At 35.0% G+C, this 23,724-nt stretch carries 20 protein-coding genes; 7 read left to right on the forward strand and 13 right to left on the reverse strand.

The features are described from left to right. Nucleotides 1–1,407, reverse strand: coding sequence for a radical SAM protein (locus tag CN288_RS23870; RefSeq protein WP_098303257.1), 1,407 nt, complete (start codon nucleotides 1,405–1,407; stop codon nucleotides 1–3). Further along, on the reverse strand, nucleotides 1,397–2,152 hold the full coding sequence (locus CN288_RS23875; RefSeq protein ID WP_098303258.1) for a prolipoprotein diacylglyceryl transferase: 756 nt from the start codon (nucleotides 2,150–2,152) through the stop codon (nucleotides 1,397–1,399). The genes CN288_RS23870 and CN288_RS23875 overlap by 11 nt, the downstream gene beginning before the upstream one ends. Before the next feature lie 100 nt (nucleotides 2,153–2,252). Between CN288_RS23875 and CN288_RS23880 the strand changes: the two genes are divergently transcribed. After that, nucleotides 2,253–2,528, forward strand: coding sequence for a hypothetical protein (locus CN288_RS23880; RefSeq protein ID WP_026592957.1), 276 nt, complete (start codon nucleotides 2,253–2,255; stop codon nucleotides 2,526–2,528). A gap of 167 nt (nucleotides 2,529–2,695) precedes the next feature. Here the strand turns inward: CN288_RS23880 and CN288_RS23885 are convergent, their stop codons facing one another. Next, on the reverse strand, nucleotides 2,696–3,988 hold the full coding sequence (locus CN288_RS23885; protein WP_098303259.1) for an NCS2 family permease: 1,293 nt from the start codon (nucleotides 3,986–3,988) through the stop codon (nucleotides 2,696–2,698). Between the two features lie 271 nt (nucleotides 3,989–4,259). Between CN288_RS23885 and CN288_RS23890 the strand changes: the two genes are divergently transcribed. Together CN288_RS23890 and CN288_RS23895 are read left to right on the forward strand one after the other, a co-directional pair. Continuing rightward, a complete protein-coding gene (locus CN288_RS23890; protein ID WP_026592955.1) occupies nucleotides 4,260–5,651 on the forward strand; it encodes an amino acid permease in 1,392 nt (463 codons plus the stop codon). Between the two features lie 182 nt (nucleotides 5,652–5,833). Next, the gene (locus CN288_RS23895; protein WP_026592954.1) at nucleotides 5,834–7,381 is read left to right on the forward strand and encodes a DNA-binding protein; all 1,548 of its coding nucleotides are present in this window, start codon (nucleotides 5,834–5,836) and stop codon (nucleotides 7,379–7,381) included. A gap of 34 nt (nucleotides 7,382–7,415) precedes the next feature. Here the strand turns inward: CN288_RS23895 and CN288_RS23900 are convergent, their stop codons facing one another. Next, a complete protein-coding gene (locus CN288_RS23900) occupies nucleotides 7,416–9,143 on the reverse strand; it encodes a DUF2339 domain-containing protein (protein ID WP_090694227.1) in 1,728 nt (575 codons plus the stop codon). 208 nt (nucleotides 9,144–9,351) lie between these two features. Here CN288_RS23900 and CN288_RS23905 point away from each other — a divergent pair, with 208 nt between their 5' ends. After that, nucleotides 9,352–9,900: a DUF3916 domain-containing protein gene (locus tag CN288_RS23905; protein ID WP_026592952.1), complete on the forward strand. Its 549-nt coding sequence runs from the start codon at nucleotides 9,352–9,354 to the stop codon at nucleotides 9,898–9,900. A 42-nt stretch (nucleotides 9,901–9,942) separates the two neighbouring features. On the opposite strand, the gene brnQ1 is transcribed toward CN288_RS23905, so the two are convergent. Then, a complete protein-coding gene (gene brnQ1, locus CN288_RS23910; protein WP_098303266.1) occupies nucleotides 9,943–11,244 on the reverse strand; it encodes a branched-chain amino acid transport system II carrier protein BrnQ1 in 1,302 nt (433 codons plus the stop codon). A 513-nt stretch (nucleotides 11,245–11,757) separates the two neighbouring features. Between brnQ1 and CN288_RS23915 the strand changes: the two genes are divergently transcribed. Beyond that, complete coding sequence (locus tag CN288_RS23915) at nucleotides 11,758–13,143, forward strand: peptide MFS transporter (RefSeq protein ID WP_098303260.1); 1,386 nt, start codon at nucleotides 11,758–11,760, stop codon at nucleotides 13,141–13,143. A 149-nt stretch (nucleotides 13,144–13,292) separates the two neighbouring features. Here CN288_RS23915 and CN288_RS23920 read toward each other — a convergent pair whose 3' ends face one another. The 5 genes from CN288_RS23920 to CN288_RS23940 form a co-directional block, all read right to left on the reverse strand. Beyond that, nucleotides 13,293–13,925, reverse strand: a complete 633-nt coding sequence (locus CN288_RS23920; protein WP_026592949.1) for a class A sortase — start codon at nucleotides 13,923–13,925, stop codon at nucleotides 13,293–13,295. A gap of 144 nt (nucleotides 13,926–14,069) precedes the next feature. Beyond that, entirely contained in the window at nucleotides 14,070–15,506 is a 1,437-nt protein-coding gene (locus CN288_RS23925) for a choice-of-anchor I domain-containing protein (RefSeq protein ID WP_035415342.1), read from the reverse strand. Nucleotides 15,507–15,642: 136 nt separating this feature from the next. Further along, nucleotides 15,643–16,116, reverse strand: a complete 474-nt coding sequence (locus tag CN288_RS23930) for a hypothetical protein (protein WP_026592947.1) — start codon at nucleotides 16,114–16,116, stop codon at nucleotides 15,643–15,645. Continuing rightward, a complete protein-coding gene (locus tag CN288_RS23935) occupies nucleotides 16,109–16,336 on the reverse strand; it encodes a helix-turn-helix transcriptional regulator (RefSeq protein WP_090694212.1) in 228 nt (75 codons plus the stop codon). The genes CN288_RS23930 and CN288_RS23935 overlap by 8 nt, the downstream gene beginning before the upstream one ends. A gap of 109 nt (nucleotides 16,337–16,445) precedes the next feature. After that, entirely contained in the window at nucleotides 16,446–17,729 is a 1,284-nt protein-coding gene (locus tag CN288_RS23940; protein ID WP_026592945.1) for a 3D domain-containing protein, read from the reverse strand. A 690-nt stretch (nucleotides 17,730–18,419) separates the two neighbouring features. On the opposite strand from CN288_RS23940, the gene CN288_RS23945 reads away from it, so the two are divergent. Together CN288_RS23945 and CN288_RS23950 are read left to right on the forward strand one after the other, a co-directional pair. Beyond that, entirely contained in the window at nucleotides 18,420–18,722 is a 303-nt protein-coding gene (locus tag CN288_RS23945) for a hypothetical protein (protein ID WP_098303261.1), read from the forward strand. Nucleotides 18,723–19,046: 324 nt separating this feature from the next. Then, a complete protein-coding gene (locus CN288_RS23950) occupies nucleotides 19,047–20,198 on the forward strand; it encodes a VanZ family protein (RefSeq protein ID WP_026592943.1) in 1,152 nt (383 codons plus the stop codon). 4 nt (nucleotides 20,199–20,202) lie between these two features. On the opposite strand, the gene CN288_RS23955 is transcribed toward CN288_RS23950, so the two are convergent. The 3 genes from CN288_RS23955 to cerA all read right to left on the reverse strand — a co-directional run bounded on the left by CN288_RS23955 (nucleotide 20,203) and on the right by cerA (nucleotide 23,715). Further along, entirely contained in the window at nucleotides 20,203–21,516 is a 1,314-nt protein-coding gene (locus CN288_RS23955) for a D-arabinono-1,4-lactone oxidase (protein WP_026592942.1), read from the reverse strand. Next, nucleotides 21,504–22,676 (reverse strand): amino acid deaminase/aldolase, encoded by a 1,173-nt coding sequence (locus tag CN288_RS23960; RefSeq protein ID WP_026592941.1) that lies wholly within the window; start codon nucleotides 22,674–22,676, stop codon nucleotides 21,504–21,506. The genes CN288_RS23955 and CN288_RS23960 overlap by 13 nt, the downstream gene beginning before the upstream one ends. Nucleotides 22,677–22,863: 187 nt before the next feature. After that, nucleotides 22,864–23,715: a phospholipase CerA gene (gene cerA, locus CN288_RS23965; RefSeq protein WP_098303262.1), complete on the reverse strand. Its 852-nt coding sequence runs from the start codon at nucleotides 23,713–23,715 to the stop codon at nucleotides 22,864–22,866. Nucleotides 23,716–23,724 lie beyond the last annotated feature (9 nt).

Consider the following 23,724-nt stretch of genomic DNA (forward strand, 5'->3'; position numbering starts at 1 on the left):
TTATTTTATAATTCCCCCCTCTCCTTGTAGCTCTTTTAAATACTCTTCTTTCTCATCACGGTAAAATAAATTATACGTATCAAACGGAATAATTCTTCCATCAGGATGTACAATATGAACACAGGATTTCTTTACCGAACGTATATCTAAATCATAATTATCCATAAACTTCATAATTAATACGCGGAATACATTCTCATAACCAATCCCTGTTGGAAGACTAACTTTTGGCAAGCAACAGAGCAATTCTTTTAATGAATCATAGCCACTTTCTGGTGAATGATTTAAGCTAAATAACTTAAAGATTTGTCCTTTTAATTGCTCATCACTTTCAAAAACAATCGTATTCCGCTCTCCTTCTAATAAAATATTTCGATCAATTATACTGGTTAGTGGAAAAATAGATCCATCTAATTTTAATGCGTATGCCATCGCCAAACTATCCGGATGACAAGGAACCGGTATTATATCGTCTTCTGTAAATAACGAAGATTGTTCGATAATCATTTGACGTACTTCACTTAATGTTAAACGATTGGTTTCAGGATTAAAATCTTCTGTTCGTCCCGCTTGCTGAATAGGTTGAAATGTAACACCCCGTACACATTTTTGTTGTATTGCATATTGTAATATCTCACCTATTTCCTTATCATTTACTCCTTTTTTCAATGTAACAACAAGGGTTGTAGAAATATTGTATTTATTTAAGTTCTCAATCGCTCTTCTTCTTATTTCACGTAAATCAACCCCGCGTAAACTCTGCAGTGCTTCTTTTTCCAAGCTATCAAACTGTAAATATATTTCAAATCCAGGTGTATATTTTACTAACTTTTCTACAAACGTAATATCCTGTGCAATGCGTAAACCGTTCGTATTAATCATAATATGTTTAATTGGTTTTTGTTTTGCAATATTTAATATATCAAAGAAATGAGGATGAAGCGTTGGCTCACCACCGCTAATTTGAACAACATCTGGATTCTTTTCGTTTTTTACAACGGCATCTAACATCCTCTCCACATGTTCTACTGTTCGCCATGTAGTGCGCTTTGGTGATGATTCTGCATAACAAATCGGACACTGTAAATTGCATACATCTGTAATTTCAATAATACTTAAGCAACTGTGTTGCTCATGATCCAGACAAAGTCCACAATCATAAGGGCACCCGTATTTAATAGGTGTATTCCAACGATATGGCATTTCACTCGGCTTAATAAATTCGCGGCATTGCTTATAATACGAGACATCTGTTGAAATGAGCACCTTTTCTCGGCCATGCAACATACAATGCTTTACCATATAGACTCTTTCATCTTGTATAATGATCTTCGCTTCTACTTTCTGTAAACATGTGGAGCACACACTACTCGTTAGGTCATAATATAAATAGTCCCTATTTGGCATGTCGTCTTTCCCCTTTTCTCTTTTTCATAACTAACACAACATAATAACAAACACCCAAAATACAAGCCCATTGAATCGCACTCAAATGCACATATAACTTATCTGTCGGCCTGAGCCATTCAACCAAAAAGCGAAAGTTTAAATATGCCAACATAAAGATTTGAAAAACGAACCCTTCCCACGGTTTATGTCTACTTAGCCAAATACAGCAAATCATAAGGATAAATAAATAACCAATCTCATATAATTGTGTCGGATGCCGGAGCATCCCATCACCAAAATCAATTCCAACTGACCATGTTGTTTGTATCCCTACCGTTTCATCTCCAATGCCAGTTAAAAAACAACCAATTCTACCAATTGCAATTCCTAGTACCAGAGGAATGACCATATCATCACCCGTTGATTCTGTATGACCAACCATTTTCTTCACACTTTCTACACCAATAAGTCCACCTAACAAACCGCCTACAATTGTTTTCCCTTGAATCAATCCTTGCCAGCCATTCTCCCCTATTACTTTCTGAACCTGCAGAAGATGCTCCAGTGTTGCCAAAAGAATCGCCCCAAGAAAAGCACCAAATATAGCACCTAAAAAGATGAATAGCGCTTTTACTTCTGGAATCTTCTCTTTTCGTCGACTTTTTAAATAATAACGAAACCCAAGAAACATACCGAGTGATTCAAAAATAGCATGAGGATGTAGCTTTACTCCAAATACATGTAAATAAATTGGAAATTCCATATAATTATACCTTTCTTACGTCTATTATCTATCTTTAATAATACATATATTGTAAAATAATACTTATTATAAAACAATTCCGAATTTTCAGGAGGTATTTATGAGTAATACAAACTCATCAAAAAAACCTCGTCCTTTTCAACAATGGATGATTGGCTTTGCAGTTACATTTCTAGCTCTCATCATATTATTTGGAGTTCTTATTCGCTGGATTGAGATTACATTTATTATTGTAGGAGTCTCTTTATTATCTTGGGGAGGATACGAAGCATATCGAGGGCGACCATTTATTTTACTAGGAATTATTAGTACACCCTTTATTTTAGGATTCGTATTCTTTATTATTTGCGGTGGATTCTTGATATTTTCTCTTTAAAAGACATGAAAAAACCTTCCATATGCCCGGAAGGTTTTTCTATGCTTTAGTTATCTTCTTTAGCTCTTATCATTCTTCTATAATTATAAATAATAAAGAGGGAACCAAAAAACAAAGAAACTTCACGATTAATGTTAAATCCTTACAAATAAATACTCTTTTCTATATTATAAGAACAAATGACATCCAAATAAAATTGCAAAGAAATACAGAAGCGGATGAACTTCCATCCCTTTCCCTTTCACAATTTTTAAAATTGGATAAATTAAAAATCCAAGTGCAATTCCGTTCGCAATACTAGATGTTAATGGAATCCCTACAAAAATTAAAAATGCCGGCAATGCATCTTCAAATTCATTCCAGTTAATATCACGAATACTTTGTGCCATTAAACTCCCTACTATAATTAATGAGGGAGCCGTAATTGCTGCCACACTTGATAAAGAAGCAATTACAGGACTGAAAAATGCTGTAACTATCGTTAAGCAGATTACTACAATACCTGTTAATCCTGTTTTACCACCTGCTGCAATTCCTGCTGACGATTCAATCGTTGCCGCTGTCGGACTTGTCCCGAACACTGCTCCCGTTGTACCACCTATTGCATCAGCAATAAATGCTTTACCGAAACGCTTTTCAGCATTATCTGTATTTAAACCAGCTTGTTTAATTAGACCAAGCAAAGCCCCTGTTGTATCAAATAAAAGTACGAGTAAGAATGAAAAAACAACGCCGTATAACCCATATTCCATTACATCAGAAAATGCAGTTATAGGATTGGAAACGATAATCCCTTTTGGTAAATGAGGAATCGCTGCAATTTGATCACTAAACTTCAATTGCCCTGTAAAGAAGGCAATTATCCCCGTTACAATCATACTTATAAATAGCGCACCACTCACACGTAATGCCATTAACACTGCTGCTAACACTAAACCAATCAGTGCTAAAATAACAGCCGGTGAATGAAAATCTCCAATTGTAACTAAATTAGATGGATGATCAACAATAATACCAGATAAACGAAGACCAATGAAAGCAATAAATAACCCAATCCCACCTGCAATAGCATGCTTCAAACTATCTGGAATTGCTACAATAAGCTTTTGACGAAATGATGTAAAAGACAATAAAAGAAAAATAATACCCGTTACAAATACTGCTGAAAACGCAATAGCATATGTAATGCCTTCTGCTTTTTGTACAACAGAATAAGCAAAGTACGCATTCATCCCCATGGCTGGAGCAATGACGATTGGATAATTTGCAAAAAACGCCATACATAATGTTCCGACAATTGTCGCAATAATAGTTGCCGTAAATGCTTGATCAAAAGGTACACCTGCATCAGATAGTATTTTCGGATTGATGACAAGAATGTACGCAAATGTAAAAAATGTTGTGATGCCAGCTAAAATCTCTTGCTTCACAGAAGTGTTATACTTTTGTAATTGAAACATGCTTAAGTACCCTTCCTACACAATGAATTATTATCACACATTCTTATAATTATGCGAGAAAATGTAATACTTAATCTTACCAATCAATAAAAGAAAGAGTCAATGTATTCAATAATAGTTAGAATTTTAAGTTTAGGTCTGACAAATACAGATATAGTACAACATACATCGACAATTTTTGTAGCATAACAGACAGAAATGTTTTATAATTTAAAATAGTTGCACTTCTAGTAAGCGCATTCAATCTTTTCATCCTATAAGGAGGCTTTTTATGCAGCAAACAAACAAATCAGGAACTTTAAACCGCGGTCTAAAACAAAGACACATCACATTGATGTCTCTTGGATCCGCTATTGGTGTAGGACTATTTTTAGGATCTGCTTCTGCTATCAAATTAGCTGGACCTTCTATTCTATTAGCTTATATGATTGCTGGACTCGTTATCTTCTTCATTATGCGTGCTCTTGGGGAAATAGCAATTGAACAACCAGTTGCTGGTTCTTTTAGTAAATACGCACATGATTATTTAGGACCCTTAGCAGGTTATATAACTGGATGGAACTATTGGTTTTTATGGGTTGTTACTTGTATGGCTGAAATCACTGCCGCTGGAATTTATATGGAATATTGGTTTCCAGATATCCCGCGCTGGATTTGGGCGTTATTGGCTCTCGTATTAATGAGCGCATTTAACTTTTTATCTGTAAAAGTATTTGGAGAGCTTGAATTTTGGTTTGCTTTAATTAAAATTGTCACAATTATCTGTATGATTGTAATTGGGACAGGAATTATTCTATTTGGATTTGGAAATGATGGCATCGCTACTGGAATTTCGAACCTTTGGTCACACGGCGGATGGTTCCCTAATGGTTTTTCTGGGTTACTTCTTTCCTTACAAATGGTTTTATTTGCTTATCTAGGAGTCGAACTTATCGGTGTCACAGCTGGTGAGGCACAAAATCCGAAGAAAACACTTGCAAAAGCAATTGATAACGTATTTTGGCGCATTTTACTGTTCTACGTTGGAGCATTATTTGTTATGATGGCAATTTATCCATGGAATGAACTTGGCGATAAAGGAAGTCCGTTTGTATTAACATTCCAACAAATTGGTATAGCAAAAGCAGCGGGAATTATTAACTTCGTTGTTTTAACGGCAGCTCTTTCTTCTTGTAACGGTGGTTTATTTAGTACAGGACGTATGTTATTTACATTGGCAGAGCAAAAAAAGGCGCCTGAAAAATTCGGCCGTTTAAATAAAAATGGCATTCCAAGTAGTGGAATTATAGCAACTTCCTTAGTCTTACTGGTTGGTGTTATTTTAAACTATCTTGTTCCTGCAAAAGTATTTACATGGCTTACTAGTATTTCAACGTTCGGTGCAATTTGGACATGGGGGATCATATTAGTTACTCAAATCCGATTCAGAAAAGGATTACCAGCACAAACTAAGCAAAATTTAACGTACAAAATGCCTTTATATCCATTAAGTTCTTATTTTTCACTTGCTTTCCTTGCATTAGTATTAGGAATTATGGCTTATTCAGAAGATACACGAATCGCATTAATTGTTGGTCCGATTTGGTTGATTTCATTAGTAGTTGTATATTACTTAAAAGGATTTCATAAGATAGATGCTGCACAAACTTCAAAAATTAGTTAAATATGTTGCCCCTTCCTTATAGCGAGGAAGGGGTTTTCTTATTTTTCACACAAATATTTATCAACAAAATCCATGTTATTTTTACAAATCTTTTGTATATTTTACATTTTCCATCTTTATTTTCATAAAAAAATCCATTACATTATTAAGGCACATATATTTATTATTAGGGGGATTCTTCTATGAAGAACAAAAAATGGCTTAAACTTTCTTTAGCAACAGCAATTACATTCAGTATCGGAAGCACTTCTATTCCACTAGCTTTCGCTGAAAGTTCTACAGATCCAGCACCAGAGATTGCTGCAAAAGTTGTAAATCAAAACAATGGGAAGAAAGTATTATTTGATAATACACACGGGCAAACAGCCGGTACAGCCGATTGGGTCATTGATGGTGGTTTTTCTGATTTTGGAAATGGTATTGCTAAAAACGGATATTTTGTAAAAGAGCTTCGCCAATCTACACCTATTACATATGAAAATTTAAAAGATTATCATGTATTTATCGTTCCTGAAGCAAATATTCCTTATAAAAAATCTGAACAAGATGCCATGTTACAGTATGTTAAAAATGGTGGTAGTATTTTCTTTATCGCAGATCATTATAATGCAGACCGAAATAAGAATCGCTGGGATTCTTCAGAGGTATTTAATGGATACAGACGTGGTGCATGGGACAACCCGGCAAAAGGGATGTCTAATGAAGAAGCAAACTCACCAGCAATGCAAGGAGTAGAAAGCTCCGATTGGTTATCCCAAAACTTTGGTATTCGCTTTCGCTATAATGCGCTTGGAGATGTTTCTGCCAAAAATATTGTATCACCTGAACAATCCTTTGGTATTACAAAAGGGATTTCATCAGTAGCTATGCATGCTGGTTCTACACTTGCCATTACAAACCCTAAATTAGCGAAAGGAATCGTATATCTTCCAGAAAACCCATCAAAATGGAATAGCGCTGTTGATAGCGGTGTTTATAATGGTGGCGGTATTGCAGAAGGTCCTTATGCTGCAATTGCTAAAGTTGGCCTTGGAAAAGCAGCCTTTATTGGTGATTCTTCTCCTGTTGAGGATGCCTCACCAAAATATGTTCGTGAAGATACAGGACAAGCAAAAAAAACATATGATGGATATAAAGAAGAAAATGACGCTATTCTATTGGAAAACATTGTTAATTGGTTATCTAAACCAGAAACTTATACAAGTTTAGATCAAGTAAATGGCCTACAACTTGATAATCCAACACCTTTACAAACATTTGAGCAACCTAATTTATCAACTGAGCCACAACCAGAACCTTGGAGCGCTCCAAATCAAGGATATCAATGGTTCAATACAAATACATTTAAGCCTGGTTCTTATGGATATAAGGGAACTGTAACAACTAGCGATTATACAGTCATTCGCCCTAGTATTCTACCAAGCAACGAAGTATTTCAAATAAGACTTCAAGCAAACAATTTATTACCTAATGCGACATACAATAATTATTCTCTAGGGATTTTTACAACTGGAGGAACACAAATTGCGAAAGTACAAAATGAAAATGGTACTTGGCCTTCTACTTTTGGATATAGTAGTGTATTCTCTTTCACAACAAATAGCCTAGGTTTTGCTGAAAAAGTAGTAAATGTACAACTCGCACCGAATACAACTGGACAAGCCACTTTACGTCTTCGTCAAAATACAACGACAAAATATAATGAAGCTGTCACTATTAATAATAAATAGTAAAAAAGCAATCCTAAATGGATTGCTTTTTTTACTAATCACCTTTTTCTTTCGAGAAAAACATTCTAGAAATAACAATTCCTAGTCCACCAATAAGTAAGAATAATACTGCACGAATCATCATTGATACTTCTGGTAAATCCAAGAAGAATAACTTACTCACTGTCACAACTAACACAACTAATCCGGCGTATAATATTTCATTCATTCCTCTATTACGCCCAAACCAAACTGAAACTAAAGCATATATCATCCATGCAAGAGAGACAGGTACACTGATAATACTTCCGTCTGTTGAAAGAACCTCTCCTATTCTAGTAATCGTAATAAATACAAGTACCATAAAACTATATAACGTCATCGAATACACATATTTCCCAAAGCGTTTCAACATTGGTTTCACTTTCATCATTCCATAATAAAATGTTCCAACTAAAATGAGGTGGGCTACAAAAGCCGCTGACATGAATGTCTCAAATGGGCTAACAAGGGTTTGCAACATACCGATTACATAAATAACTCCACTAATATAAAACTTGATTTCTTGTTTTAATTTCGCAGAAGCAACGATACCTAAAAAACCTTGTAACATCAATACAATTGCTCCATTCACTAAACTAAATTCATATAAAATCGCTAAACTAAACGACCCCATCGCAAAACCAAATAAAAGATCTGTAAATGGCGATTTTTTATTTTTCATATAGTCAGCCACAAACATTACAGTGTGTACAATTGTACAAATTAACAATCCCCATGTTGTAAAGTCTGGAATTTTCACAATTGCCATAACGAAAAAGATAGCATTAGCACCAAATATCGCCATCCGGGGCTCGTAAATAAAGTTTTTATCAATAAACATATGCCAAAACAACATAATATGAATCAATCCATAAACAATCGTTAATTGCACTTGTAAATGACCTAATAATACTGTCATAATCACAAAAAAGAAAAACGTTACAAGCACAGCAACACTGTAAGACACCATATATAAATATTGATAGCGATTTTTATACGCATACCATAATAAACTAATCGTTAACACCGTTTCATATCCAAAGAAAATGTAAGAATTAGGTGTTGTACTATTTAATAAAAACGGTACAAAAAAGGCGCCTACAGATACAAATATAGCGAGATACTCTGATTGATATCGCTTAGCTAAATAGATACCGAGTATAATCCAAATAATGTTGAATATAAATGCCATCATTGCCGGAAAGAAATGATACAAATAATGTGCAGCGAATGTCGTTAAAACAATGCCTGTAATACTTCCTCCAGCTAATACCAAACCTAACGCTTGACGTTCTTTTTTTATTTGTATATCACCTACATAATACAAAGCAACTGATAATGCTACGCCAAATACAATACGAATTGCTGGAGTAAGTAATCCTGCATCTACCCCCGCTTTAAATAGCCAAATTACCCCAAGTAGCATAATTGCAACGAAAATTCGTGGTAGCCATGTTTGACAAAATTTTATAATGTCAAATGGTTCAGGCTTAAACGCAGATATATCCACCTGCTTTATCTCCGGCTCCGTCACACTTTCTTGGCTAATGACTCTTTCTTCTTGTCGTACATTTTGCACAGGGATACTAACATCTTGTTTCTTCTCAATAGGTTCCTTTACTTGTTGAACTCTTTCTTCTTCCATTTCTCTTTGCTGTGCTTTTAACTCATAGAGCGTCTCCTGCAATGTATCAATTGCTGTTTCTAGGGCTTCTATTTTTTTACCCAAATCTTGTTTCATTTTCTCCCCCCTCTGATCATGCTGTTAAAATAGTAGAATGCATTATAACAATTGGATAAATTACCAGTTATTTATATAATACTCCTAATCTATTCATTTTTTAATAAAATTCCCCTAATAATCTCCAGTTTCTGCTATTATAGTAGCAAATGGCAATCCCTATTCTATTTTCATGAAAATTAAAACATAATGTTTATGAGGTGTTTGTTTGAAACCGCCAATTTGGAATCATCGTTCAAAAAAGAAAATTCGTGGTTTAAGGAGAGTATGCCGCAATTTTTTAAAATCTACCATCGCACATACAAGTTCTTTACCAAATGCGACTGAAACATCTTCTTTAGGTTGCTGGTCTATCCATCTTCCCATCAATCCTTCTTATATGAATTCAAAACGTAAATCAAACTCGATGAAACGATTTTATTTACAGACCGCAATCAATCAAGTAGAGCATTTCATTCATATGAAAACTAAAGTTGAAAAGGAGTATCGTATTTATTTGGGTGTCTCTTTTCCGAACTTACACACTTCTAATATCTTCATTGTATTTAGTAAGCAAGGGATCGAACGATTTTTTGAAGGCTTTCTAAGTGGATACATGGACGGACCACAGTGGATTCCATTACTACAAGAACGCGATATTGAAAAAGAATTTGGCTTACATATACCTAAAGAATTACAGGTAAAAGGCTACAGAGAAATTTTTACTGACGATAATTACAATGACAAAGAAATATGGTTTATAGGCGAATTAAATTAAACAAAAAAAGGCGTTTTCCAATATAGAAAACACCTTTTTCTTTTAATTTTTTTTATTGATACAAATACTGGCAATCATTCCTAAACAGCCACCTACAATCGCTGGAATAATCCATCCTACTCCTTCTGTATACAAAGGAATGTTTTCTAATATAGGCGTCCATTTTGAAAGTAACACGTTTCGATTTAAAATATCTATCCCGCTAAACACTGCTACAAATCCAATTGTCATTGGATATATATACGTATACTTATTAATATACTTATGAAATAGTCCTAAAATAATAAGTGTTAAAGCAATCGGATAAATAAACCCAAGAATAGGAACTGATACTTTTAAAATTTGTGTTAATCCTAGGTTAGCAAGAATCATACTAACTACACTCAAGACAAAAGCCCACACTTTATAAGATACTTTCGGAAATACTTCTGCAAAAAACTGACTACAAGATGTAACAAGTCCAATCGATACACATAAACAAGCAACAGTAAAAATAATTCCTAATAATACCATGCCGCCCTGTCCAAATAATGTAGTCATAATATGAGCTAATACTTGTGCTCCATTATCGAACTTTCCAAGCGAACCACTTATTGATCCAACATATCCCAAAATGACATAAATAAGAGATAATAAAAGACCAGCACCGATACCTGCCATGCTCATATACTTTGCTAGTCCTTTTTCATCTTGTACTCCTTTAGCACGCAAAGTATTTGCCATAACAATTCCAAAGATTAATGCCGCTAAAGCATCCATTGTTAAATATCCATCTAAAAAACCTTGAAATACTGGAGCGTGTCCGTAGTTCCCTACTGGTGCTTGAACATCTCCTGCTGGTGTAATCATACTCTTTATAAAGATAAGAGCAATCATACACAATAATAAGGGTGTTAATATCTTTCCAAACAGCCCCATCAATTTTGATGGTGATAAACTTAGCCAATATACAATACTAAAAAAGATGACCGTGTAAATGAGTAGTAATACACTACTAGTCTCTGGGAAGAACTGACCTGGCCCCATTTCAAAAGCTAAACTCCCGGCACGTGGTATACCAAGTCCAGGACCGATAAACAAATAAATTAAACATGGAAAAATAATTGCAAAAGAAGAATGTACACGATTGGCCAATCCTTGAAAACTTCCGGCTTTAGCAATTGCCATTACACCTAATATCGGAAGTCCAGTTGCTGATATAATAAAGCCGAACAATGCAATCCACACATGTTCCCCCGCTTCATATCCAAGGAAAGGTGGAAAAATTAGATTTCCAGCTCCGAAAAACATGGAAAATAACATCAGGCTCATAAGCAAAATTTCTTTTTTCTGTAGTGATTTCATTTCTTTCTCCTTCTTTACTTTCATATAAAGTAGAATCCTTTTCAGCCTATATAAATCCCATTTTAATTTTTCAACATATAGCCGCTACGCCTAATAAAAGATGATTCGCACTCCTCTTCTCCCCTCTAAAAAGGGAAGTATATAACTCGATTTTGATTTTCCAACATATTAGTTGCGGCTATGTAAACAAAAGCAGACCTTCACTCATTTTCTCCTTTTGTTTTACTCGGCATGGGGCTAAAAAGAATCCTGACCGCTTCTATGCATAGACGGATGCTCTCTTCCCGCCTAAAAAAGAAAGGTTTTATATGGTTTTTCAATTTCTTGCACTTATATGCTAGAACAAACATAGTCCATAGTCTATCACAAAAGAAATCCTCATTCTATATCTGCTCTGTTTTCCAATTTCTTCTGAAAAATCGACCTTTATTGACATCCAATAGTTAATAAAGTAAAATATTAAACAAACAAAACTATTCACTTTGTTTTTGTTTGTGTCAGGAGGAAACTTAAATGGAATCAGCGATACAACTTGAAAGGAAACAACAACGAAACAAAAAACATCCTCCAGGTTTATACTTACTCTTCTTCACAGAAATGTGGGAACGATTTAGTTACTATGGATTACGAGGATTACTAACATTATATTTAACCACAGCTTTAGTAAGCGGCGGTCTTGGGTTTAGTCCAGGGTGGGCACTTTCCATCTATGGATTTTATACTGGAGCATGTTATTTTACTCCAATGATTGGCGGATACTTAACTGACCGTTTTCTAGGAAGACGCTTAGCTATAACAATAGGCGGCGTAACAATGGCAATCGGTAACCTTACACTATTTGCCCTACAAAACCAGGTTGGCCTATACCTTGGACTGGCGCTTATTATTATTGGTAATGGTTTCTTTAAACCAAATATTTCTACGCTTGTTGGAGAATTGTATGAGGAACATGATCCAAAACGCGATAGTGCATTTACGATTTTCTACATGGGTATTAACGTCGGTTCATTTTTAGCTCCACTCGTTTGTGGATTTTTATCAGAAAATTTATTCAAAACAACAGTAGATGGCGTTGTTCATTATGGTTTTCGTTACGGATTCTTAGCCGCTTCAATCGGTATGATTATTGGACAAGTTTTATTCACAACACTATCTAATCGCTTCCTTGGCGATATCGGAAAAAAACCAACAAGAGATTTACAAGCACCATCCGGCGAACAAACAGCTGGTAATACACCACTTACAAAAAAAGAAAAACAGCATACAGCGGTTATCATTATTCTAACTTGCTTCGTTGTCTTCTTTTGGGCTGGTTTTGAACAAGCTGGTAGTTCACTAACGCTATATACAAACAAGTTTGTTGATCGTTCTGTATTCGGGTGGGAGATCCCAACATCTTGGTTCCAATCGGTCAATCCACTGTTTATCATTTTGCTTGCTCCTGCTATTTCAGCACTATGGGCTAAGCTTGCTACAACAAAACGTGGAGATTTAAAAATCCCAACAAAAATGGGACTCGGTATGATTTTACTTGGAATTGGTTATATGGTTCTAGTGGTTGCCACATTAAAAACAGGTAGTGACGAACATAATATTACAGAGAAAGCAAACCTATTATTCATTGTCTTTACTTACCTTTTCCATACATTAGGTGAATTGTTTTTATCACCTGTTGGATTATCAATGGTCAGTGCCCTTGCACCAGTAAAACTCGCTTCATTACTAATGGGCGTTTGGTTGGCTGGTTCAGGAATTGCCAATATTTTAGGTGGTCAACTCGCTAGTTTTACAACTTCACTTGGCTATTCAGAAGTATTTACAGTCATTGGCGTTGTAGCTATTTTCTTAGGTTGTATATTACTATTACTTTCAAAAAAATTAGTAAAATGGATGGACTAAAAAAGCTGAGGGATTGCCCCTCAGCTTTTTTGTTTAACCTTTTATCCCGCCTTAACGGGCAGTAAGACTCCCATCAACTACCCGTTAAGGCCCAATTAATGAGAGCTAATAATCAGCGGGGAATGAAGCCCCCTTCACTGATTAAAGTTTCACTTTATTTTTTTCGCTTTTACAAACTCTCCTGTAACAACAAAACGCTTTGAGTTATCCGATACAGATACACATGTAATAAGCGTTACTTCCGTTTTCCCATGGTTTTCAACGACTTCCCATTTATCAGGCGTTACTTCTGATACATTCGTCACAGTGTACTCATATTCATTTTCATTATCATATAAATAGATTTTATCGTTCTTTTTTAATGTTGATAAATCACTGAATAGGACGCCTTTTTTAGACATATTATGCCCTGCTAATGCATAATTTTCTTTTCCCATCTCTTGCTTCTCTTTAACAGTTGCTGCTCCTGATAATAAGTTTTTCTCAGTAGAAGCATTTAAAATAGGTAAACTTAATGAAATACTCGGAATTTCAATACGACCAATTACTTGTTTTTTATCTAACGATGCATTCGCAACTTCCGCTAAATTTGGTTGTTCAATTTTAGATGCATCTACAAATTTTGTTTCATGCTTTTCGTATTCCATTTTCTGAACAGCTTGTACATTTTCTGTTTGCTTCTTCTCTGCCTTATATCCGTCATAAAATGGCTTACCGATTAAGATACCACCTACAACAAATAAAAGAATTGCTAGTATACTATATATTCTTCGTTTATTCATACATAATCCCTTTCCTTTACAGAATCTTACTTCTATATAAGATGATAAAGTAAGATGACTATATGTACAAGTCTAAGACGAAAAGAAGAAGCCACTTTATTAACTTATCCCGTTATTTGGTCGCGATAAGTCAGTCTTCCCGCATCACTTTATATGATAAAAACTTAACACTCCATCTACTTCATCTGCACTCACAAATAAATCTCGACCATTTATTTTATGAATTCCTTCTGGTGCCGCTCCTGCTGATGGCGCAATTCCAATGTATACCGGGAACATTGGAATTGTCATATCGAAGAACAATACAGCATTCGCTCTTTCAGCCGCCACTGCTAAAATCGGATTTCCTTTTATCTTACCAATTGTCACATTTTCGACTTCACTTCCCCGATTTTCACTTCTATTATCAAGATATAGGCCAGCAGCCGCTACTTTTTCATCAATAAGATTCATACTATCGTATACAAGATATCCAGTCTGACTCCATACAGAAATATTTCTTCCTCCTGATTTCACACCATCCTTAAATTCATTTTTACCAAGGTCCCCTTCATTAGCAGTAATAAGAAATTCTCCTGATGGATCCCATGTCACACCATCTGGTTCTAGGCGTGCAGTTATCTCATCTTGAAAAGATATGGTGCCATCCTTTTTTAAATCTGTTTTATGTGTTGTCGTGCCAAGGCCAAATATATTTTCAATTCGTTTTTCTGCAATATTGACAATTGCCACCGCATTATTTTCTTGTAATGTGACAGCTGCTTTATCTCCTTTTGGATTAATCGCAACATACTCTGGCTGTGGATCATGCTTATAGATCGCTCCATTACCAATGTTACTCATATGGATTGGCAGCTCGACATGTTCCCCGCGCATAACATCACCATCAGGGAATGTAATCATAGAAATACTTCCTGGTCGTTTCGTTTTTTTCATATTTACTTCATTATCATCATTTGGATCGTTTTCTTCATCTTCATTACAAATAATAAGTGTTCTTCCATCTGCTGCTAACGCTACTGAATCTGGTCCTACACCTACTTCATACGTTTTTACCACTCTCTGCGCTGCTAAATCCACTACCGCCACTTGTCCTTTATTTGCATCATATAAGTTATCTCCAGTTCGAAAAGCGGCCAATGCGTGCTTTCCGTCTGGTGTCACAGTTACACTCGTTACTTCCGCTTCTGAATGAATGTCTTTAAAACTCACATTTCCTAATACTTTTATATTTTCTAAATCTGCAATTGATAGTATTTGAATTTGACCTAAATCAGCTTCTGTAACAACTAGTGTATTCCCATCAGGCGTTGATGCTGTAATTTCAGCCTTCTTACTAGGCATTTGAAACGAGGCAATCCGATTAATCTTTGTATCCTTATGTTTTTTACCAATAAAGTCCGTCACCATCTGTTCCACTTTCCCGCGGTATGCAGGGTTAGATATACTCCCCTTTGGTAACGTCTCTATTGTATTCACAATCCGCTCTGTATCCTTTTCTAATGTTTCTGCATGTACATTACTTCCTGTCCATAATACACTTGCAATTATTACGCCATATACCAATACCTTCTTTTTCATTTTCCCACTCCCTTTATTCAATAAATCTAATTCCTATCATAAAAAGCATTTGTAAATCTTCACTTCGACATGCGTTAATTTTTTGTAAAAAATAGGATGCTTTATTACTAAAAAAAGACGTGCACGTGGCACGTCTTTAAGCAATTTTATTTCGATAAAGTGATATATGGAATACGGTCATTTGTATAAAGAAGATGAAAAATACAACATATAATGGGTATGCAGGAATATACGGGGTTACAATCGGATATATAACAAGCAATGCAGCTCCAATCGGTATAACAAACCAAAGCGCTATAAAAGTCGTACGACATGCTTTTGCTGTAATGACTTCTTCGCGCTCATCATCTTGTGGAAATAAAAGAGGAAACATCCAAAAAGATAATTTCTTATATTTCTTTTTTTGAACTTTATAAAAAATAGTTGATACAATCGCTACAATCAATAACAATAAAAACGGTGTAAGACTCATTGATATTTCAAATGGTACTTTCTCTGTTTGAATAATATTTGCAAATTCCACCTCAAAATAATAGAGTTCAATAAATGCCCAACTAGCCAATCCAATAAATAACACATTCACCACATACGACAACATGATTCTATTCATCTTTTTCTCCCTCCTTATTTAAAACAAACACATCCTCCATCTTTAAATCAAATACATCACAAATCGTTAGCGCTAATAACAACGATGGAACGTAATCCCCCTTTTCAATTGCAGCAATCGTTTGCCTTGTTACACCAACCTTTTCAGCTAGTACGCTTTGCGTGAAGTTAAAACGGGCTCTTAGCTCCTTTACTCTATTACAAATGGTCAATTTTACCACCTCTCACCATCATTGTATGCTAAACTTTACAAAATGTAAACTCGACTTAACATTAAAATTTACAAAAAAATCCAACTTCACATATTGTAAAGTTGGATTTGATTTTCAATTATAAAATTACAACACGAACTGTTCTTCTACCCCAAGCACTAGATGAACCTTTATCTGGCATTAATACATCTATTCTATGACCTTTAATTGCACCACCAGTATCGCCTGCAATTGCGGTTCCATACCCTTCAACATATACACGAGAACCTAGCGGGATAACTCTTGGATCTACAGCAATTAACTTCATTCCTGGGTTTGCAGTTAAATCATGTCCCATTGCTGAATGCACATGTTCACCTGATTTGTAACCATTTTCCGATGGATCCGCTGTATAAGCAGTCGCTTCTACATAAATTTCACGCCCGCCTTGTCCTGGCTTCTGATCAGGTTTTGTCTCTGGTTTTGGAGCTGGTGCCGGCTGTGATTTATTCACGGCAGGTTCAGTTGGGTTTGATTCTGGCTTTGATTCTGGCTTTGAAACAGCCTCTTTTTCTACTTCCGCTCTTGCTCTTTCCTCTTCTTCCCTTGCAGCTTTTGCATCCGCTTCTGCTTTTGCACGAGCTTCTTCTGCTAATCTTGCTGCTTCTTGCTCACGAGCAATCGTTTCTTGGACTTCTTTCATATTTGCTTCAATTTTCGCTTTTTCTTGTTCAGCTAAATTAATTTGTCCTGCAAGTTGATTATATTTTGTCTGTACAGCTTGTAAGTTTTCTTGACGTTTTTTCAAGTTTTCTTGTAAAGTTGCTTGTGCTTTTGCTAATTTTTGTTTATCTACTTCTAAAGATGCTTCTTTTTCGTCAATTGCTTTTTTATCTTCTTCAATTTGACGAAGATCTTGTTCTTGAAGACGTAAAATCTCTTTATCTGCCTCTAGGATTGTAGATACTGCCGTCACACGTTGTAAGAAATCAGCAAAATTCTTTGATTCTACTACAACTTCTACTACTAAACTTGTATTTGAGCTATTTTGAACAGAAACCATACGTTTTTTCATAATATCTTTACGAGCAAGTACCTTATCTTCTAAAACGATAATTTCTTGCTTTTTCTGTTCAATTTGCTTATGTGTTTCATCAATTTTGAGTTGAATAGCAGCCTGTTCCTCTTTGTTTTTTGTAATTGTTTTATTTAAATTATGTAGTTCACTTTCGATACCTTGTATTTCTTTATTAACAGCTTGCTTCTCTTGTTCTTTTTGCTGAATATCATTGTTATTCTGCTGCAATTGCTGCTGCATGTTGTTTAGTTTCTCGTCGTTTGACTCAGCTTTGACAGCAACTGTACTAGAAAGACCAATAATTCCTGCTAATACTAGACTACTGATTCGCTTAAAATAGTTCATAATCCGACTCCCTTCTCATACAGTTATACATGATTTATTTTACAGTTTCTTTACAAACTCATTAAATACACTTTATTTTTCATGACAAATAATAAAAACAAACTGTAACATGTAATAAACTCTTAACTTTTAACAACTTATTTTCATACAAATCTTACAAAGGCCTAGATTCGTATATTAGAAACAACAGATTACATGACATTGAAAACATTGTCAAATCTTGCATAAATTGCAGCGATACATAAATGAGTCTTCTGGCAACATATGACAATCTGCTACAAATTCGCTTCACGCTTATCTTTTCTTATATTTTAGAGTGAATTTTTGTTTATTTCGATTCCTCATCAATTTAAAAATATTCCTGTTAGCTTAGATGATTTATCACTAAGTATTATGGGCATTATAGAAGATTCAGCTTAAAAATCCTTCTCTTTCTATTGTGTCATCGCGGGTACACTCACGATTATTTTCCTATAAAAAATTTGTCGTCTTCCTTTTATTTACTTTAAATTTTCAGAATAGTATAATATTAAATATATATCATGCTTTAAAAATGAATTACGAACGGGATGAATCGATATTACAAACACACCCTAACCTCGTAAGAATAACAGGAGGGATTGCACATGTTATGACTGAAACAGGATACTCACTCTAATTTCTTATTACTAATACAAAAGGGGTGCAATCATGTTTATTGTTACAAAACTTATTCATATTAAATTTGGCTATGAAGAAAAAATGATTCGTTCTCTACAACAATACTATCCAAACCCTGGTACATACGGGTTTATTAATCTAGAATTTTCTCGTACGAAGCATACTGAACATGGAAATGAGTATATAGTTCGTATATTATGGAAAACGCAACAAGATTATCACGAGTGGATTTCTCAAAGAAAGGAAACCACCACTTTAACATGGAAACAACAATTCCAAAGCTGTATCCTTTCGGCAAAATCCAACGCTACGCATATTAAATATCCCCACTAAGAAGAGCCTTCTGCAAATTTGCAGTAAGGCTCTTCTTTCATCTATATACATCCAGTTTAAATTTTCAACCTATAAGTCATGGCTACGTCTAAACCAAAGTGACCCGTACTCATTTTCTATTTTTGTTTTAGTTTTAAGCTTAATATGGGGCTGAAAAATGTCCTGACCGTTTCTATGCATGGACGGATGCTCTCTCATCCCTAAAAAATAAGGGGTATGTTGCTTTTTAATTCAGATTCCCTTTCCGCCTCTAAAAATAAAGTTTGCTTTTACATTTTATTGAAGCTATAATAAAATCTTAATTTTTTCGAAAGGAGCCACATTTTGACAGCTTATTTATTTCCAATTAAAACAGCATTTATTCTATTTCCTTTTTTAGCAATGGTTCTATTGATTCCATTTCTAATATTTAATTACAGAAAATATGGCTATCTAAATAAATGGCGTTCTTTTATTTTATACTCTTTGCTTCTTTATTTGTTAAACGCCTATTTTCTTGTTGTCTTACCTCTACCGCAAACATATGATACATGTAGCCTTCAGCCAGCTAACACACAGCACGTTCAGCTTGTACCGTTTTATTTCATTCAAGAAATTAGCAATCATACAGCAGCGATATTAGCAAAACCTGCTACCTATTTTTACTTATTAAAAGAATCTGCCTTTTTACAAGTCGCATTTAATGCCGTGTTAACGATTCCATTCGGCATATATTTACGTTACTATTTCCGCCGTAGTTTTTTACAAACAATCTTCTTTTCACTTTGTCTCTCACTATTTTTTGAAGTGACACAAGTGACTGGGTTATACGGTATATACAATTGTGCATATCGTTTATTTGATATCGATGATTTATTTTTAAATACACTTGGGGGAGCAATTGGTTATTTCATCGCGCCAATATTCACGTACTTCCTTCCTAAATCAAATGAATTAGATGCACATGTCGATTTAGCTACGAAACCAGTTGGATTTATCCGCCGCCTAATCGCACTCCAAATTGATTGGATTTTCTTATCCCTTGTTGTGCCAGGTATAAAAAATAAGGGGAATTCTATTTTCATTTCTAAAATGCAATCTTATACCAATCTATATGATCTTATTTTTATTACGTGTGCAGTCCTCGTCTACTTCATCATCATTCCGTATTTTATGAACGGAAAAACAATTGGTAAGGCGTTACTTCGTATTCATATAAAAGGAAGAAATGAACGAATTACATTAAAAGAATTATTCATTCGGTATGGACTGTTTTACTTTGTTCTCGGAGGAATTAACTATATTCTCTCTAGCAGTTCTATTTTAAATCATACGAATCCTTTAATTCTACTTGTTATATTATTATTCATGTTTGCAATTAACGGTATCTTTGTTATTCATTTTCTACTGCACGTATTTAGTCGTGATAAATTACTATTTTACGAACGAATGAGTCATACACGAAATGTAATTACACTCAAAAAAGCTGACAAATAATTTGTCAGCTTTTTTCATAAATAGAAAACATTTTTGCTACATATGGATTTAAAAACACTCCCATTGGATCTACCTTTTCTCTAGCTTCCAAGAAAGAGTTTAACTTTGGATAAACACATTGCAACTGTTCATATCGCATTGTATGCATTTTCCCCCAATGTGGACGTCCTTCATACTTTTGAAAAATACGTTCTATCGCTGTGAAGTACGCAGCATACTTCATTCCTTTATACATATGCACAGCGATATACGCTGAATCTCTTCCATAGGCAGTACTTATCCATATATCATCTCCCCTTACATAGCGACATTCAATTGGAAAATGAACTTGGAATTTCTTCTTTTCAATAAGACTGTAAATTTCCCCTACTACATCTTTCATATACTGCGCTGGGACACTATACTCCATTTCATAAAAACGAACATTACGAGATGTAGCAAATATTTGATAACTTGAACCAATTGTTTTTGCATTCGGCACTGCCTTTGCTGATAGCCTACTAACTCCCTTACTTATAGAAGGAAGTAACTTGCATCCTTTAGACAATAATGAAAAAATTATATTTTCAAGTAGTGCCGTCTTGAACTTATGCCACTTTAAATCTATCCCTTTAACTGTCGTTTCATTTGTAATTTTCACTTGAACATCATCTGAATACGGAAACACAAAAAATTCAAAATGACGATGCTGCTTATATTCCTCTAATTTGCTTATTACAGTAGATAACGATTCCTTTTTGCTTTCATAGATAAGTGAATAAGCTGGAATGACTTTTAATTTAACTTTTACAATAATTCCAAGCATACCAAGAGATAACTGAAATGCCTTCCAAAATTCAGGGTTTTCTTTCTCAGAACAAACAATAATTTCTCCAGATGCCAGCACAGCTGTAATTTCTACTACTTGTGTTGCCAAACTACCAAATTGAATACCTGTTCCATGCGTTCCTGTACTAAATGCTCCAGCAATAGATTGTGAATCAATATCTCCTAAATTCTCCTGCGCATATCCCTTTTCTTCCAACAGTTTTCCTAAGTTATACAACTTTGTTCCGGCCCATACTTCTACTATGAATGATTGTGAATCCACATCCAAAATCCCTTGTAGCTCATCTAAAGAAATTAAAATTTCTTCTGTTTGAACAAGAGGTGTAAAAGAATGACCTGATCCAACAACACGAATTCTCTTTCCCTGTTCTTTTGCAAACTTTACTACTTCTATTACATCTTGTATGCTTTTTGGGTACATCGTATATTGTGGATTTCCTTCTACATTCCCTGTCCAATTTCTCCATTTTTGCCCTTTTACAGAAAGCATTGACCATCCCCCCGGTATGTTGAATATTTCCCTATCACTTTGTTACCTGCAATACGATGTAACGATGAGAAACGCTCACATAGTTCTCCGGCTTTACTATGCCTAAATAACACGACATCCCCAACCGTTAGGTATTCTGAACCATCATAATAAACAGGCGTTTGTACTTCTCCAGCTCCTTCTAAAGCTAACAACTTCGCTCCACTTGGCTCCAAAATCTCCGGCTGTTTGTCTTTCCCAACTGATCCTGAAGCAATATATCCACCACCTAGGCAAGTATATATATGAGGGGCTGGTTGTCTAACAATTGGCAATGCAAATCCAGCAGCTGGTTCAAATTTAATATCTTTATAGTAATCAAAGAGTTTAGGAGAGTAAAAAGCCGAACCTATTGTAATCTCTGTAACAGATTCATCTTGCATTGTCGTTTGTATACTTCCTGTACCACCTCCATTTACAAAACGAAGTGCAATCCCTTGTTCTTGCACTGTTCGTACAATGCTCTGTCTGCGTTCCATCACTTCAAATACAGATTTTTTCTTTAAATAAGAAACTATTTTATTTTTAAAACCTTGCTTTGGTACATCGTCTCCAACTCCTGCAATCTGTGCTTCATAGCCCATTACACCGTCTATTTGTAAAACAGGAGATTGAATTGCTTTTTCAATAACGTCCAAAGCCTCAGCGGCAGTACGTATAGGAGAACGTCTAACACCAAAATGAAGCTGAAAAAAATGACTACTCATATCGATATCAATACAGATTCGAAAACGCCCACCTGTTTCCTCTGCAATTGTCTCTAAATAAGCAATATGTTCTACGCAATCTACCATACAAGTGATTATCAATCCTTGTTTTGTAAGCAAACTAATTTCTTGAAGTGCTTGTTCATCATGTATAGGGTACCCAAGCAACAAATCGTTAAATCCTTGTTTTATTAAAAATATTACTTCTCGTGGTGAAAAACACATAATGCCTTGAAAACAACGATTAGAGGCTAAAATTTTCTTCATCACTGGAACAGATCGTAATGATTTACTAGCAATACGAACTTTCTTTCCTTGGCACAATTGAACAATGGACTCAATATTTCTTTCTAACGCTTCTTCATCAAGAAATGCACATGGTAATGGGACCTTTTGAAATATGTTACGCTCCACATCGTTCTCTCCCCTTATATATATGTCTTATACATATTGGAAAGAAACTATCATTCTCCTGTGTCTAAACAAAAAAAGTTTCTTCTTGACGAAGAAACTTTTTAACTATTTCAATAGAAGTGATTGCCTGTACTGGATCATGAGTCATGATATGTATATGTTTATTACTAAGAAGTAACCAAGCATTCTATCGATTTACATATGTATCAAACCAAAGCTGAATATATCCCGCTGTGACACGCTGCGCCTCTACTAAACGTTTTCCTGCTGTTGGTGTAACTTCTGCACGCCATTTATCTGCATATTCTTGTGAAACTGCCGCTCTTACGAACCAATCTTTTGTAGTGCCATTTACAATACCGGCATAATCTTGCTTAGCAGCTACAGCAGCTCCATGAATCCAGTCTTCAGGGTTTAGTCCTTTCCAATTCCAATAGCCATTTCCATCAGTCACTTTATAATTATCCTTTACTGTATCAACAAAGTTTTCAAATTTAGAATGGAAACCTTGTGGATAAGAAAGATTAGTAAAGTTTGCTGCATGCATTGGTTGATTTACATCTCCTAAGTAATGCAGCGATAATCCTAAATAGAAGAATGCTTGTTTCATATCTCGCTTTTGATAAGATTCACCAGCAAGTTTAAAGTATTTAGCCCCCGTTTCTTTTGCCTGCTTAGCGAAAGGAATATACGTCTTCCCTGTATCAGGATCATAGAAATGAGAAGCAAATGTACTATTATCATAGTAAGGGTTTTCATAATCAGCAGCATAAATACCATTCTCTAGCTCTGTACGCCATTCATTTAATAAGGTGACTTGATCTTGTTTTACAATTGCTGTATTACGGGACATAATATCAATTGCACGATTGACAATCCACAAATGGGAGTTTGTCCCTTCTGCATGTTTATCTTCCGCAGACCAATATTGAATTACTCTTACCTTATTTCCGCTCTCATTTTCATGGGCAAATGCTACACTTTGCAATGGTGCTGCTAATGTAATAGCTGCTGCTAGGGCCAATACTTTCTTTTTCATATGAAAACC

The sequence above is a fragment of the Bacillus sp. AFS023182 genome, assembly GCF_002560575.1.
GTDB classification, from domain to species: domain Bacteria; phylum Bacillota; class Bacilli; order Bacillales; family Bacillaceae_G; genus Bacillus_A; species Bacillus_A arachidis.